General features: G+C 58.6%; 12 protein-coding genes and 3 tRNA genes. 9 read left to right on the forward strand and 6 right to left on the reverse strand.

Annotation, left to right across the window (positions count from 1 at the left end; all coding sequences use genetic code 11):
* Positions 1 to 43 precede the first annotated feature (43 nt).
* Together HWU94_RS05035 and ettA are read left to right on the forward strand one after the other, a co-directional pair.
* Positions 44 to 613, forward strand: coding sequence for a single-stranded DNA-binding protein (locus HWU94_RS05035; protein WP_185174574.1), 570 nt, complete (start codon positions 44 to 46; stop codon positions 611 to 613).
* Positions 614 to 707: 94 nt separating this feature from the next.
* Positions 708 to 2,387 (forward strand): energy-dependent translational throttle protein EttA, encoded by a 1,680-nt coding sequence (ettA, locus tag HWU94_RS05040; protein ID WP_185174575.1) that lies wholly within the window; start codon positions 708 to 710, stop codon positions 2,385 to 2,387.
* Between the two features lie 156 nt (positions 2,388 to 2,543).
* Here the strand turns inward: ettA and HWU94_RS05045 are convergent, their stop codons facing one another.
* Positions 2,544 to 3,440: an acyl-CoA thioesterase II gene (locus tag HWU94_RS05045; RefSeq protein ID WP_185174576.1), complete on the reverse strand. Its 897-nt coding sequence runs from the start codon at positions 3,438 to 3,440 to the stop codon at positions 2,544 to 2,546.
* Between the two features lie 116 nt (positions 3,441 to 3,556).
* Here HWU94_RS05045 and HWU94_RS05050 point away from each other — a divergent pair, with 116 nt between their 5' ends.
* The gene (locus tag HWU94_RS05050) at positions 3,557 to 4,249 is read left to right on the forward strand and encodes a transcriptional regulator (RefSeq protein WP_185174577.1); all 693 of its coding nucleotides are present in this window, start codon (positions 3,557 to 3,559) and stop codon (positions 4,247 to 4,249) included.
* Between the two features lie 8 nt (positions 4,250 to 4,257).
* Here HWU94_RS05050 and HWU94_RS05055 read toward each other — a convergent pair whose 3' ends face one another.
* Complete coding sequence (locus HWU94_RS05055; RefSeq protein WP_185174578.1) at positions 4,258 to 4,719, reverse strand: globin; 462 nt, start codon at positions 4,717 to 4,719, stop codon at positions 4,258 to 4,260.
* 55 nt (positions 4,720 to 4,774) lie between these two features.
* On the reverse strand, positions 4,775 to 7,312 hold the full coding sequence (pepN, locus tag HWU94_RS05060; RefSeq protein ID WP_185174579.1) for an aminopeptidase N: 2,538 nt from the start codon (positions 7,310 to 7,312) through the stop codon (positions 4,775 to 4,777).
* 213 nt (positions 7,313 to 7,525) lie between these two features.
* On the opposite strand from pepN, the gene HWU94_RS05065 reads away from it, so the two are divergent.
* Positions 7,526 to 8,023 carry a ribose-5-phosphate isomerase gene (locus HWU94_RS05065; protein ID WP_185174580.1) on the forward strand — a complete coding sequence of 166 codons (498 nt, stop codon included), beginning with the start codon at positions 7,526 to 7,528 and terminating at the stop codon, positions 8,021 to 8,023.
* Positions 8,023 to 8,901 (forward strand): Fpg/Nei family DNA glycosylase, encoded by an 879-nt coding sequence (locus HWU94_RS05070; protein WP_185174581.1) that lies wholly within the window; start codon positions 8,023 to 8,025, stop codon positions 8,899 to 8,901. Before HWU94_RS05065 ends, HWU94_RS05070 begins: the two co-directional genes overlap by 1 nt.
* A gap of 79 nt (positions 8,902 to 8,980) precedes the next feature.
* On the opposite strand, the gene HWU94_RS05075 is transcribed toward HWU94_RS05070, so the two are convergent.
* The gene (locus HWU94_RS05075; protein ID WP_185174582.1) at positions 8,981 to 9,673 is read right to left on the reverse strand and encodes a hypothetical protein; all 693 of its coding nucleotides are present in this window, start codon (positions 9,671 to 9,673) and stop codon (positions 8,981 to 8,983) included.
* 273 nt (positions 9,674 to 9,946) lie between these two features.
* Here HWU94_RS05075 and HWU94_RS05080 point away from each other — a divergent pair, with 273 nt between their 5' ends.
* Positions 9,947 to 10,696, forward strand: coding sequence for an HAD family hydrolase (locus HWU94_RS05080; RefSeq protein ID WP_185174583.1), 750 nt, complete (start codon positions 9,947 to 9,949; stop codon positions 10,694 to 10,696).
* A gap of 303 nt (positions 10,697 to 10,999) precedes the next feature.
* On the opposite strand, the gene HWU94_RS05085 is transcribed toward HWU94_RS05080, so the two are convergent.
* Together HWU94_RS05085 and HWU94_RS05090 are read right to left on the reverse strand one after the other, a co-directional pair.
* Positions 11,000 to 11,070, reverse strand: a tRNA-Gly gene (locus HWU94_RS05085).
* Between the two features lie 5 nt (positions 11,071 to 11,075).
* Positions 11,076 to 11,146 (reverse strand) — tRNA-Gly (locus tag HWU94_RS05090).
* Between the two features lie 169 nt (positions 11,147 to 11,315).
* Between HWU94_RS05090 and HWU94_RS05095 the strand changes: the two genes are divergently transcribed.
* The 3 genes from HWU94_RS05095 to HWU94_RS05105 all read left to right on the forward strand — a co-directional run bounded on the left by HWU94_RS05095 (position 11,316) and on the right by HWU94_RS05105 (position 14,128).
* A tRNA-Pro gene (locus HWU94_RS05095) sits at positions 11,316 to 11,390 on the forward strand.
* A 112-nt stretch (positions 11,391 to 11,502) separates the two neighbouring features.
* Entirely contained in the window at positions 11,503 to 12,801 is a 1,299-nt protein-coding gene (tig, locus tag HWU94_RS05100) for a trigger factor (RefSeq protein ID WP_185174584.1), read from the forward strand.
* A gap of 316 nt (positions 12,802 to 13,117) precedes the next feature.
* The gene (locus HWU94_RS05105) at positions 13,118 to 14,128 is read left to right on the forward strand and encodes a siderophore ABC transporter substrate-binding protein (protein WP_185174585.1); all 1,011 of its coding nucleotides are present in this window, start codon (positions 13,118 to 13,120) and stop codon (positions 14,126 to 14,128) included.
* Positions 14,129 to 14,179: the final 51 nt, after the last annotated feature.

The raw sequence follows: 14,179 nt of genomic DNA on the forward strand, positions 1-14,179 counted from the left end.
ACCCTTGAGGCACCCGGTTCACCCAACAACTCAAGGAGGAGTCATGACCGACACCGTCACCATCCGAGGCTTTATCGCAACGGCGCCCACCCAAAAGTTCCTACCCAACAGCAATATCCCGGTAACAAACTTCCGTATTGCCTCCACACCCCGCTGGTTCGATACCACCAGTGGCACCTGGAAAGAAGGCACAACCAACTGGTACACCGTCAACTCCTTTAGAGCCCTGGCGTATAACAGTGCCCGGAGCTTGCAAGTAGGGCACCCGGTGCTGGTTACCGGACGCCTGCGCGTCAAACAGTTTGAACGGGCAGACGGCTCACCCGGCACCAGCATCGAAGTAGACGCCACCAGCATTGGCCACGACCTCAACTACGGTCTTGCAAATTTTGCCCGTGTCACCGACCGGAAACCGGATGTCGATGAGACCGACCGTAAGTTCAACGAACAAGTAGCCGGGGAACAAAAACTCAACCACGGCTATAGCTCTCTACCGGCTGTTGAAGAAGACCCCCAAGGCAGCCATTCTCCTGAAAATGGCCATCAGGTTTCTGACCAGGGACTCACCGATAAGGCAGCAGACGATGAGGCTGTTGAGGCTCTGACCAGCTAGAGGGCGGGGCAGGGCAAACTCACACCAAGATTCTTGGCAGATGCCCTGCCCTAAACCCCCCAACAGCTTGACATCAACCGGTAGGCTTAAATGCATGGCAGAATTTATCTACACCATGACCAAAGCCCGCAAAACTGTAGGCGACAAAGTCATCCTTAACGACGTATCAATGTCGTTCTTCCCCGGTGCAAAAATCGGTATGGTCGGCCCCAACGGTGCCGGTAAGTCAACCATCCTGAAAATCATGGCGGGTCTCGATACCCCCTCCAACGGCGAAGCACGACTCTCAGAAGGCTACACCGTGGGCATCCTCATGCAGGAGCCCCCGCTGAACGAAGAAAAGACCGTCCTGGGTAACGTCCAGGAAGGCGTCGGCGAAATCTACGAAAAGATTGTTCGCTACAACGAAATCTCAGAAGAGATGGCCAACCCCGATGCTGACTTCGACGCGCTCATGGAAGAAATGGGCAAGCTGCAGGAAGCCATCGATGCCGCCAACGCCTGGGACATCGACTCCCAGCTGGAACAGGCCATGGACGCCCTGCGCTGCCCTCCCGGCGACTCACCCGTTACCCACCTCTCCGGTGGTGAACGCCGCCGCGTAGCGCTCTGCAAGCTCCTGCTCCAGAAGCCCGACCTGCTTCTACTCGACGAGCCCACCAACCACCTGGACGCAGAATCCGTCCTCTGGCTGGAACAGCACCTGCAGTCCTACGAGGGCGCAGTAATCGCCATTACCCACGACCGTTACTTCCTCGATCACGTTGCAGAATGGATCGCAGAAGTAGACCGCGGTAACCTCTACCCTTACGAGGGCAACTACTCCACTTACCTGGACAAGAAGCGCGCTCGCCTTGAAGTTCAGGGTAAGAAGGACGCCAAGCTCGCTAAGCGCCTGGAAGAAGAACTCGAGTGGGTTCGCTCCAACACCAAGGGCCGTCAGGCTAAGTCAAAGGCTCGTCTGGCCCGCTACGAAGAGATGGCTGCAGAGGCTGAAAAGACCCGCAAGCTAGACTTCGAAGAAATCCAGATTCCCCCGGGACCCCGCCTGGGTAACGTCGTCATCGAAGCAGAAAACCTGCAGAAGGGCTTCGACGGCCGCTCCCTCATCAACGGTCTCTCCTTCTCCCTGCCCCGTAACGGCATCGTCGGCGTCATCGGCCCCAACGGTGTAGGTAAGTCAACCCTCTTCAAGACCATCGTCGGCCTTGAGCCCCTCGACGGCGGCAACCTGAAGATCGGTGAAACTGTCAAAATTTCATACGTTGACCAGAACCGCGCTAACATCGACCCCGAAAAGTCGCTGTGGGAGGTTGTCTCAGACGGCCTGGATTACATCCAGGTAGGCCAGGTAGAAATGCCCTCACGCGCCTACGTCTCAGCCTTCGGCTTCAAGGGCCCCGACCAGCAGAAGAAGGCAGGTGTGCTCTCCGGTGGTGAGCGTAACCGCCTCAACCTGGCCCTGACCCTCAAGCAGGGTGGCAACCTGCTGCTGCTCGACGAACCTACCAACGACCTGGATGTCGAAACCCTCACCTCCCTCGAAAATGCCCTGCTGGAATTCCCCGGCTGTGCCGTCGTGGTCTCTCACGACCGCTGGTTCCTCGACAGAGTAGCCACCCACATCCTGGCATGGGAAGGCACCGACGAGCAGCCCGACAACTGGTACTGGTTCGAGGGTAACTTCGAGTCCTACGAGAAGAACAAGATTGAGCGTCTTGGCCCCGAGGCTGCGAAGCCGCACCGCGTGGTTCACCGTAAGTTGACTCGATAAATCGAACTAAGTCAGTTTGAGTGCGGTGAACGATTCCGCATGATTTTTGGTTCCTCGCGCGCTCGGTAAATCATGCTCCATCACCGCAAGCTGACGCGATAAGCTAGCTAATAATCCCTCCCACCTTCACCGGTGGGAGGGATTTTCTTTACCTGTTTAATGATTGCGGTACTCGGGTAACCTAATCATGGCTTCTTGGGTTACGGTGGCTACGTGCAGGCCGTCGCTGGTGTAGACCTTACCCACAGAGAGGCCGCGGGAGTCCTGGGCGCTGGGGGACTCCTGAACCAGCAGCAACCACTCATCGGCGCGGGCTGGGCGGTGGAACCATATAGCGTGATCCAGCGACGCCACCTTCATGCCGGGTTCAAGCCAGGTCTTGCCGTGCTGCCGCAGAACCGGTTCAAGCTGGGTGTAGTCCGATGCGTAGGCCAGGGCAGCCTGATGCAGGGCAGGGTCATCGGGCAAAGCCTCGAAGGTTTTGAACCAGACCATATTCACCGGCTGCTTCTCTTGGCTGGGAGTGGTATACAGCGGGGAAGTTACATGTCTCACGTCGAAGGGCCGGGAGAAGGCAACTTTCTGGGCGATGGGGACCTGTAGATGCCCCAGCAGGTCCGCTGCGGTGGGCAGACCTTCGGGTGCGGGAACGTCCTGCGGCATACTGGCGCCGTGGTCTGGCCCAGGAGCAGGCACCTGAAAAGAAGCAATACACGAAAAGATTGGTTGCCCACCCTGGTAGGCCTGTACCCTGCGGGTGGAAAATGACCTGGCGTCGTTGAGGGCCTCGGCCCCGTAGGAGAGATCGCCTTCTACGTCACCGGGGCGCAGAAAATAGCCGTGTAGGGAGTGAAGGGTTTTACCGTCGACCGTATGGGCAGCAGCCATAACAGCCTGGGCGAGCACCTGCCCGCCGAAAATACGCGGGGATTCCTTGGTGAGGGTCAGTGCGCTAAAGACATGCTCGTGGGCGGACGCGCCACCTGGAGTGAGGTTGAGCATGGCCAGTAATTTTTGGGTAGGGGAGAGGCTTTCTAGGGTTTCGTGACTCATAGTTACACTCTCTCACAGGTCGCCCCATTTTTCTCACCCCACTGGAAGTTCAAATGAGTTTCTGCGATAGGGTGGTGGGTAACTAGACCGCCCAAACTCGTCTGAAAGCTAGTGATATGACCGAGCCAAAACTCTCTGACTACACCGACTACGTTTACCTGCCCGATGCTACAACTGCGCGTGACCTGGCGACCTATCTGACCCGGGCCCGTTCTGTGGATCCCAAGGCTGCCGTCCGCCTGCAGGCTAACGGTGAGGTGCTGGGGGTATCGGTGTGCGTACTTGCACCTGAAACCCTGCTCGATTCGACGCCTACGGTGATCGGGCTGCGCGCCATCAAACTGGCCCAGCCTGCCGAGGTTGATCTTACTGTTGAAGCGTCGGCTCTTCTTGATCGGCTTGCTCGTATTGAAGAGGCCGGGTTGGCCCTGGCCCTGCCGCCGGTTACCGTGACCGCCCCCTGGGCCGGGCGTACCGCTCCGCGCAGCGGCTGGGAGAAGAAAGGGTTTTACCTCTCTGACCATGCCCGGGCTGCAGCCCAGGAAGGTATTGCCGCGGTAGACGGGGCCCTACCCGCTAACCCGGGGCACGCGGTGGTGGCAACCGTCCGCTCCCGTATCTGGTCTTCGCCCCTGCAGGCCCCAGATGCGGCGGTGAGCCTACCCACCGGGGCTGCTTTTGCCCTTGAGGTACTTGGGTTCCTGCCTCCGCGGGCTACCGAGCCTATGCCCGTTTTTGCCAGCGGACGCTGGGCCCGTATCTCGGCCCGGGCAGGGCACGTACTGGTATACTCGGCTGCCTCAGTCTAAAACTTAGCTTACTGGGCCCGGTTCTGCATGGCGTGGGCTGCCCGGTCAAAGTAGGCCCACATTTCGGCGTCGTGCAGGGGAGCTAGCTCTAGGGTGTCCATGGCCTCCCGCATGTACTTCAGCCAGGTATCGCGTTCTTTGGGGCCGATATAGAAGGGGGTGTGGCGCATACGCAGACGCGGGTGGCCGCGCTCTGCCTGGTAGGTCTTGGGCCCGCCCCAGTACTGCTCCAAGAACATAAAGAGCCGACGCTCTGCCGGCCCCAGGTCTTCCTCGGGGTACATGGCACGAAATTCTGGGTCAGCTGCTACACGGGAGTAGAACTCGCGGCAGAGCTTCTCAAAAACCGGTCGCCCGCCCACCTGGTAGTAGAAAGAACGCTCATCGACCGCTTCGGTCGCGGGTGAGGCCTGGACGCTGGCCTCGCCGGGCGCAGATAAGGGGCGGAAGGCTGGGTTGGGTAAATTCATACCCACCAGTCTACTCCCGCCCCTTATCGTCTGCAGTTACCTCATGGCTTAGAACCTAGCGGTCTGCGGCCTGAACCTTCAGCGCGCGAGCCAGGGAGTCGCGTCCTTCTGCTACCTGACGCTTGAGGGCCGCGGCGTCCTCGGGCAGGCCAGCCAGGTAGGCCTCGGCCTTGTCCAGGACCTCCTGAGTGTAGAAGCGGGGGAAGAGCCCGCCGATAATCTGGCTTGAGATCTCGTGGGAGCGCTCGCGCCAGACCCCCTCAACAGCCTCGAAGTAACGGTCGATGTAGGGCTCTGAGAACTCGGGGGCACCGCGGTAGAAGCCGAGAATAGCAGAGCGCTGCACGATGTTAGAGAGCTCGCCGGTTTCCACCACAGCCCGCCAGGTCGCTGCCTTGGCCTCAGCGGTGGGGATAGCAGCCTTAGCGGTGGCAGCAGCTTGCTGGCCGTTGGAGGTGTTGTCCTCAGCTAGGGCAGCGTCAATCTCTGCTGCGGTAACGCGTCCGCCCGCAGCAAGAGATCCCAGCAGGTTCCAGCGCAGGTCGGTATCAATCTCCAAACCTTCTAGAACGGTAGTACCATCGCGAAGGGCAGCTACAGCATCGAGCTGGTCTGAGGTGTGGGCCAGGCGGGCGAAGGTGCCTACAAGCTGGAACTGATTATCAGAACCGGCTTCAGCTGCCTGAGCCAGCTGCCAGATACGGTCAGCGGCCTCAGCCCGAACAGCCTCAGCGTGGGCGGGGTTCAGGTAGGCGCGCAGGGTGTTCTCAAGGTTGAGAAGCTGGGTGCGGACGGCGGTGGAGTTAGTCTCTGCCCCGATATTACCCAGAACCAGCTCAACAAACTGGCGGGCGGGCATTTCGGCATCGCGCACGGTATCCCAGAGCGAACCCCAGACCACGCCACGGGCAACGGATGAGTCAATGGCACCCAGGTGGGCAACGGCGGTAGCACGAGAGCGCTCATCCAGGCGAATCTTGGCGTAGGCCAAATCTTCGTCGTTCACCAGAATCAAATCGGGGCGCTTGGCGCCAACGGCCAGGGGAACCTCGGTAACCTCGCCATCCACATCGATTTCTAGGCGGTCGGTGCGGGTGAGCACCTCACCGTCGAGATTGTAGAAACCAATGACCAGACGGTGGGGGCGCAGGGTCTCAAAGCCCTCAGCGTAGGTCTGGCGCAGGGCCAGGCGGGTAATGGTGCCGTCCTCTGCCTCTTCGACCTCGGTGGTGAGGGTGTTGACCCCGGCGGTCTCCAGCCAGAGCTTAGACCAGGCGCGCACGTCGCGTCCGCTGGTCGCCTCCAGCTCATCGAGCAGGTCATCGAGCACGGTGTTGCCGTAGGCATGCTTCTCGAAGTAGACCTTGAGGGCGGCCATAAAGTTATCCTGCCCTACCCATGCCACCAGCTGACGCAGCACAGAGGCGCCCTTAGCGTAGGTGATGCCGTCGAAGTTGACCTGAACATCCTGCAGGTCACGGATCGGGGCAACAATGGGGTGGGTAGATGAGAGCTGATCCTGGTTGTAGGCCCAGGTCTTTTCTGAAGCTGCGAAGGTAGCCCAGGCCTCCGGTGCAAAGCGGGTGTTCTCAGCAGCTGCCAGAGTCGACATGAACTCAGCGAAAGACTCGTTGAGCCACAGGTCGTTCCACCACTTCATGGTCACCAGGTCGCCAAACCACATGTGAGCCAGCTCGTGCAAAATGGTGATAGCGCGGCGCTCAACAATCGCCTCGGTCACCTTAGACCGGAAAATGTAGTTCTCCAAGAAGGTCACAGCACCGGCATTCTCCATAGCACCGGCGTTAAACTCGGGCACAAAGAGCTGGTCGTACTTCTCAAAGGGGTAGGGGGTTGAGAACTGCTCTTCAAAGAACTCAAACCCCTGGCGGGTGATGTGGAAGACCTCATCGGCATCCAGATACTTCATCAGGGACTGACGGGCGTAGCAGCCCAGCTTCACCTCACGACCCTCACTGTTGGTGAGTGAGGAATGCACGCTAGCATAGGGGCCGGCAATAATTGCGGTGATGTAGGACGAGATACGCGGGGTAGGCGCAAAAGCCCACTTCTTGCCGTCCGCCACTTCTTCAACAGAAGTCTCAGGCTGGTTAGACACCACGACCCAGTGGGCAGGGGCAGTCACAATAAACTCAAACTCAGCCTTCAAATCAGGCTGCTCAAAAACCGGGTAAACACGGCGGGAATCAGGAACCTCAAACTGGGAGTAGAGGTAAACCTCGCCGTCTACCGGGTCCACAAAGCGGTGCAAACCCTCACCAGTATTGGTGTAGAGCATATCGGCATCAATCACCAGCTCATTGCTCTCAGCCAGCGCCGGCAGGGCAATACGAACACCGTCAGCAGCGGTCACCGGCACCGGCTCACCATTGAGTTCAATACTGTGCACCGTATCGGTAATCGCATCGATAAAGGTTTCACTCCCGGCAACCGCATCAAAACGCACCACCGTACGAGAACCAAAGACCCGCTCACCGCGCGTTAGATCAAGCTCAACCGTGTACGAATGCACACGCTGAACCACAGACGCTCTCTTCTCAGCTTCGGCACGGGTCAAATTCATTCCAGGCATGAGGAATCCTTGTCAATCAAATCTGAAGTTAGAGGCCAGCTAATCTGCAAACCACAGAAAACAAGCCACAGGGGAGCTGCACGTGACCTACAATCGTATATAGGGCAATACACAGCACATACCTTCCCAATTCTATGTGCTTGCCAGTGATTCACATAACTAAATTTCAGTGCGGTCAACCGGCCCCCACCCACCACGACCAAAGGAGACACCGTGCGTGTACACATCGCAACCGACCACGCAGGCCTAGAACTTAGCCACTACCTCATCGAAGCACTCACCGAGGCCGGCTACGAGATGGTCGACCACGGCCCCGCTGAATACGACGCCCTCGACGACTACCCTAGCTTCTGCATCAATGCGGCGCTCGCCGTCCGCGCAGACCGCGCAGCAGGCTTAGACTCCCTGGGCATTGTGCTGGGTGGCTCCGGCAACGGTGAGCAGATGGCCGCTAACAAGGTTGAAGGCATCCGTGCTGCTCTGGCCTGGAATCACGACACCGCAGCCCTGGCCCGCGAACACAACAACGCCCAGGTCGTTGCAGTGGGCGGACGCCAGCACACCAAGGAAGAAGCGCTCGAGATCATCAAGGTCTTCCTCACCACCGAGTGGACCAATGAAGAGCGCCACGCCCGCCGTATCAGTCAGATGGCCGAATACGAGCAGACCGGCGCAATCGCCGGTAAGCAGATCGACAGCTACGAGAACTAATGCCAGAAGGGCACTCAATCCACCGCCTGGCCCGCCAGCTCACCGACGTTTTTGCCGGTGCCCAGCTGGCGGTCACCAGCCCCCAGGGAAGATTTGCGGACGGCGCAGCCCTACTCGACGGTCATACCTTCGACTCGGCTTTCGCCCACGGTAAGCACCTCTTCGCCCGTTTCTCCAACGAGCTCTACCTCAACGTCCACCTGGGAATCTACGGTGCCTTCACCTTCGGAGGAGATGAGCACTTTACGGGGTCCTCCTCGATTGGTGCTCCCCGTAAAATTGGTGAGCAAGTGGACCACCGTACCGAACTCTCAGCTGAACCTCCTGCACCCCGGCCGACCACCCGCGTCCGCCTGGTTTCAGAGCACGGCTGGGCAGACCTGGTGGGACCCACCATCTGCCGAACCCTCACTCCTGAGGAAGTGGGGGAAGTGCGCGCAAAACTGGGCCCCGACCCCCTTAACCAGGACGCCGACCCGGCTGCCTTCTACGCTGCGGCGGTCAAGACCAGTCGGCCTATCGGTGTGGTTCTTATGGACCAGAAGGCCATCTCGGGGGTAGGAAACATCTTCCGCGCAGAATCCCTCTACCGCACCGGTATCGACCCCTTTACTCCGGCTAAAGAATGCAGCCGACAGCAACTTGAAGCTCTCTGGAACGATAACAAGCACCTACTGGAAATCGGCGTGCGCGTAGGTCGCATCATCACCACTGAGCCCGCCGACAGGCCCGGCATCCCGGAAACCGAGGCCTGGCCGGATCACGCTAACTACGTGTACCACCGCCAGGGCCAGGCATGCCCCCGCTGCGGGGCAACTATTGCGATGGAAGAAGTTGCCGGTCGTAAGCTCTACTGGTGCCCGGGCTGCCAGCACTAGATAACTAGCCTAGCTACACGGTCAAACGATACACATAAGACCCCCGGTGATTACCGGGGGCTGTTCTCGTTGATATGCGCTAGCGGTCTGTCAGGTCAGAGAGATTAAAACCGGTGGTACCGTCGTTGCACTGTACGCTCACTGGTCCGGTAGTCGTGCAGGTCATGCCCATCCAGCTGATGGACTGCCCCTCGGGCAGTACCGTGTTGGTCTTGAACCAGTCGTGGGTGGCAGCACGCCCGCGGGCCTGCACCGTGCGGGGCTGGGTATCACCTGGCCCCATTGATACCGATTGCAAGACCCAGTTCTTTGAGTCATCGGTCATGCAAAATACCCCGTAGGTCTGCATCAGGCAGGCTATCTGGGGGTCTGGGGTCTGGAAAACGACAGAGGGCTGGTCGGCAGCCGCAAAACTATAAGCTGCTACGTCAGCCACCGGGGTTCCAGTGACGAGATCGGTGGTCACCAGAGAAACCGGGTCGATGGTAAAACCGTCGTTGACCGGGGGAGTCAGAGCCGTGGCGCTAGGGGACTGCGCAGCGGTCTCAACCGCAGAAGGTTCTGCGCTGGCAGTTTCTGTTGTTGGCTCAGCGGTGGGGCTGGGGGCGCTACTTTCGGACGGGGCAGTGGTCGCACTGCTTGCGGCGCTAACGTCGGTTTCAGCGGGGGTAGCGGTGGTCTGGCTGCTCCCGCAGCCTGCAAGTGCTAGGACGCCGGTAGCGAGCAGGGCGCTCACCGGAATGAATCGAGCAGATAGGGGTGCTAAAGCCATGAAGAAATCAACCTTGTGGTCAAAAATGTGAGTGTCTATTCCAATCCTAGGGGAAGAGCAGCTGATTCAAAGGTTAGGGTAGTAGCCGACCTGTGAGTTATTTACCCGCTGAAGTCCTTGATGAAGTTGCTTAGCGCAAACCAGTGCACCCCGTTATCGCAGCGGGCGGCGCCGTCTGGCGTTGCAGTTGACGGTGGGGTGTCCCTCTAATGATAGGGGCCAACATATATGCTGGTGAAGAGTTAAACGCCATCATGACATCGAAGGGCTACTATGCGCGATACCGGACACTTGCTAGGGCAGGCTCACCTGGTGCTTTTCGACCTAGATGGCACCCTGCTCGATAGCGATACAGCAACCGCGATGGGTTTTAACCGGGCTGTTCGGGAGTTTGGATTTGAGGGGGAGATTGATGACACCCAGAGCTACTTCCAGGCGTGGGCCGATATTCAGCGTGAGGATTTTCAGCGCCATTTGGCAGGAGAGCAGGTTTTTGATGAAAATCGCCTGTTTCGCACGTCGAGTCTCTTGCACCTGATGACGGGGGAGCAGCAGAGCACTGACCGGGCTCAGAAGTTTTTGGCGACCCTACAGGAGGAAACCCGTAAGGCTTGGGCTCCTTTTGCTGAGGTTGATCGGTTTTTTGAGGAGTTCGGCTGCAGGTTTGGGCATCTGCAGGTGGCGGTGATTTCTAACGGTTCTCAACTGACTGAGCAGAAGAAGCTTGACGCTATTGGTCTGCACGATATGCCCCTGTTTTCGTCGGAGCAGGTGGGCATGAGTAAGCCCGACCCCTACCTATTCCGGTTTGTATGTGTCCAGCTGGAGGTAGACCCGACTTTTGCGGTGCACGTGGGTGATAACTATATCGCGGACGTCGCCGCCCCGGCTCGGGCGGGCCTGCAGGCTGCCTGGGTTAATCGGCATCGCCGCGGTCAGAAGTTGCCGCGGGGTACAGTGAAGGTGCGCGACCTAGTGGAGCTGTTGGACGCGCCTGCTCCTGTTGCTCGCCGTTTTTTCTAGGGAAGCAAAAACGGTCACTCCGAAGAGTGACCGTGAAGCGAGTGACTGACGGATGGAAGCACCGGGTGCGAGTGCGCGAGCACTTAAGAGGTGCTGGAATGACTTCCGCCAGTCCCGAGCGATAGCGAGCGGCTGACGGGATGGAAGCACCGGGTGCGAGTGCGCGAGCACTTAAGAGGTGCTGGAATGACTTCCGCCAGTCCCGAGCGATAGCGAGCGGCTGACGGGATGGAAGCACCGGGTGCGAGTGCGCGAGCACTTAAGAGGTGCTGGAATGACTTCCGCCAGTCCCGAGCGATAGCGAGCGGCTGACGGGAATCGAACCCGCGTATCAGGCTTGGGAAGCGTGCGCTCTACCATTGAGCTACAGCCGCGTGAGAGGGGATGACGGGAATCGAACCCGCGTAATCAGTTTGGAAGACTGAGGCTTTACCATTAAGCTACATCCCCGAATGGGGTGCCCAGTGTTGTGGACGTGTTCCAGTAAACCTGGTTGAGTGGGCCCTTGTCAAATCAAATTGATGGTCGGCGTTTCCCAACACGCCCTGGGCGTAATCGGGGAGTGAGTTAGGTTTTGGGAGCTGGAACCGCTAAACTGGGTGGTGCCTTCCGCGCAAATCGGGGTGTGGCGTAGCTTGGCTAACGCGCCTGCTTTGGGAGCAGGAGATCGCAGGTTCGAATCCTGTCACCCCGACGTGAAATAGAACGACCCGCCGGAAACGGCGGGTTTTTCTATAGAACGTTATATCTAGCCCCACTCTTTTCCGGGTGGCGGTTCCAATCAAGTTATCAGGAGATCAACGGACGTGAAGACTGCCGTCGAGAAGATCAACCCGACCCTCGCAAAGATTGAGGTCGAGGTTCCCTTCGCTGAGTTCAAGACCTACCTTGACCGTACCTACAAGTCACTGGCTAACCAGATTTCGGTTCCCGGTTTCCGTAAGGGTAAGACCCCCAAGGCTCTCATCGATCAGCGTGCAGGCTTTGACTTTGTTGTCGAGAACGCTCTGAACGATGCTCTGAACAGCTACTATTCACAGGCTCTCGCTGAGAACGAGCTGATTCCCCTGGCACAGCCCGAGCTCGACATCGTTTCTAAGCCTGAAGAGGGCAACCGTGAAGCTGACGTGAAGCTGACCATTGAGGTTACCGTCCGCCCCGAGATTGAACTGCCTGACTACTCAGGCATCAAGGTTGAGGTTGCAAGCGTAGAGGTCACCGAAGAAGACGAGCAGAAGGCACTCGATGCCCTGCGCGGCCGCTTCGGCACCCTGAAGGCTGTTGGCCGTCCCGCAGCTGACGAAGACTTCCTGACCATCAACATCGCCGCTGAGATTGACGGTGAAGAGGTTGATGCCGCTAACGACCTGTCCTACCAGGTTGGCTCCGGCACTATGCTGGACGGTCTGGACGAGGCTGTTCTCGGTCTCTCCGCTGGTGAGGACGCCACCTTTGTCACCAAGCTTGCCGGTGGCGAGCACGCAGGTGAAGAAGCAACCGTTAAGGTCGAGGTCACCGCTGTGAAGGAGCGCGAGCTGCCTGATGCTGACGATGACTTCGCTCAGCTGGCTTCAGAGTTCGATACCATTGCTGAACTGAAGGAGGACCTGAAGAAGCAGGCTGCTGATTCCAAGGTTGCCGAGCAGGGTGCAGAAGCACGCGACAAGGTTCTTGATGCTCTGGTTGAACTGGTTGAAATCCCCGTTCCCGAGAAGGTTATCGAAGACCAGCTGGCTCAGCACTTCAACGCTCCCGGCCAGGACGATGACCACGACACCGAAGAGCACCGCGCAGAGGTTCGCGAGAACACCGAGCGTGCTTTCAAGAACGAAATCATCCTCGACGCTATTGCTGAGAAGGAAGAAGTATCTGTCGAGCAGGCTGAGCTCATCGATTACATCATCACCATGAGCCAGCAGTACGGCATGGACCCCAACCAGTTCGCTCAGATGCTCGACGGCTCAGGCCAGTCCGGCATGATTGTTGGCGAGGTTCGCCGTTCAAAGGCTCTGGCAGCTGTTCTGGCTCAGGCTGAGGTTAAGGACGCCGACGGTAAGGCCGTTGACCTCTCATCCTTCCTGGGTGAAACCACAGACGCCGAATAAGTTCTTGCCTCTTGAGGCTCTAAGCTTATCTAGCGCAAGCCCCCGCAAGACCCTGATTGGGTTCTTGCGGGGGCTTTGTGCTGCCTGCGGGGAAAACCCGTGGGAAGAGGCGGACGCGGGTGCCGACGTCCGCTGTTTGAAAGAAGGTGACCTGGGTGATTAGACGTCAAATTCGGTAAATAAGTTAAAAAAATATTCTGTAATAGGGGTTTCTGGGTTGATAAGTAAGGTGGGGCTAACTAATCTTAGGTAAGTCAAGCCTTACAAGCTGTTGAGGCCTACCAAGTACACACCACGAACAGATATAGGAAAACCCGTGAAGGCAAACCGTATCTCCCTGCTCGCAGCCACCTCCGTTGTAGCACTGGCGCTCACCGCCTGTGGCGCGGGCACCACCGACGCATCCTCTGAATCCAGCGCGTCCACCTCAGCTTCTGCCAGCCAGTCAGCTGGCACCGTTACCGTCACCGATAACTATGGTGAGGTCACCGTGACCGTTCCCCCTCAGAAGGTTGCCGCAACCGATAACCGCACCTTTGAGGTTCTCGAGTCCTGGGGTATCGATCTGGTTGCAGCCCCCATCACCCTGATTCCTGCAACCGTCGAGACCTACAAGAACGACTCCTCTATCACCGATATCGGAACCCACCGCGAGCCTAACCTTGAACTGCTCGCTGCTGAAGAGCCCGACCTGATCGTCAACGGTCAGCGCTTCTCCCAGCACTACGATGCCATCAAGGAACTGAACCCCCAGGCCGCCATTCTTGAACTTGAACCCCGCGAGGGCCAGCCCCTTGATGAAGAGCTCAAGCGCCAGGTCACCGTACTGGGCGAGGTCTTCGGCAAGCAGGCTGAGGCCGACCAGCTCATCGCAGACTTCGACGCTGCTCTAGCCCGCGCTAAGGCCGCCTACGACGGCGAATCCACCGTCATGGCCGTCAATGTCTCCGGCGGAGAAATTGGCTACATTGCCCCCTCCATCGGCCGCACCTACGGCCCCGTCTTCGACATGCTGGGCCTCAAGCCCGCCCTCGAAGTTGAAGGCTCCTCTGACAACCACCAGGGTGACGATATCTCGGTTGAGGCTATCGCAGAAGCCAACCCCGACTGGCTGCTGGTTCTTGACCGCGATGCTGGCACCAGCACCGATGAAGGTTCACCCGCTGCCGCAGACGTCATCGCCGGTAGCTCAGCCCTGGCCAACGTCACCGCAATCACCAAGGATCAGATTGCCTACGCTCCGGCTGATACCTACACCAACGAATCCATCATCACCTACACCGAGATCCTCAACGATTTTGCCGATAAGTTCGAAGCCGCCAAGTAAGGCACCGGCTGAGACCCTATAACCGATGAAAAAGGAGTCATCCTGCCCTCG

Source organism: Rothia nasimurium (genome assembly GCF_014217215.1).
In the GTDB taxonomy this organism is placed as follows: domain Bacteria; phylum Actinomycetota; class Actinomycetes; order Actinomycetales; family Micrococcaceae; genus Rothia; species Rothia avistercoris.

What these genes read in the sequence shown, in the direction of transcription:
- HWU94_RS05035 (WP_185174574.1), top strand. Translation starts at nt 44, where the DNA reads ATGACCGACACCGTCACCATCCGAGGCTTTATCGCAACGGCGCCCACC.
- HWU94_RS05050 (WP_185174577.1), top strand. Translation starts at nt 3,557, where the DNA reads ATGACCGAGCCAAAACTCTCTGACTACACCGACTACGTTTACCTGCCC.
- HWU94_RS05075 (WP_185174582.1), bottom strand. Translation starts at nt 9,673, where the DNA reads ATGGCTTTAGCACCCCTATCTGCTCGATTCATTCCGGTGAGCGCCCTG.
- HWU94_RS05080 (WP_185174583.1), top strand. Translation starts at nt 9,947, where the DNA reads ATGCGCGATACCGGACACTTGCTAGGGCAGGCTCACCTGGTGCTTTTC.
- HWU94_RS05055 (WP_185174578.1), bottom strand. Translation starts at nt 4,719, where the DNA reads ATGAATTTACCCAACCCAGCCTTCCGCCCCTTATCTGCGCCCGGCGAG.
- ettA (WP_185174575.1), top strand. Translation starts at nt 708, where the DNA reads ATGGCAGAATTTATCTACACCATGACCAAAGCCCGCAAAACTGTAGGC.
- HWU94_RS05070 (WP_185174581.1), top strand. Translation starts at nt 8,023, where the DNA reads ATGCCAGAAGGGCACTCAATCCACCGCCTGGCCCGCCAGCTCACCGAC.
- pepN (WP_185174579.1), bottom strand. Translation starts at nt 7,312, where the DNA reads ATGCCTGGAATGAATTTGACCCGTGCCGAAGCTGAGAAGAGAGCGTCT.
- HWU94_RS05045 (WP_185174576.1), bottom strand. Translation starts at nt 3,440, where the DNA reads ATGAGTCACGAAACCCTAGAAAGCCTCTCCCCTACCCAAAAATTACTG.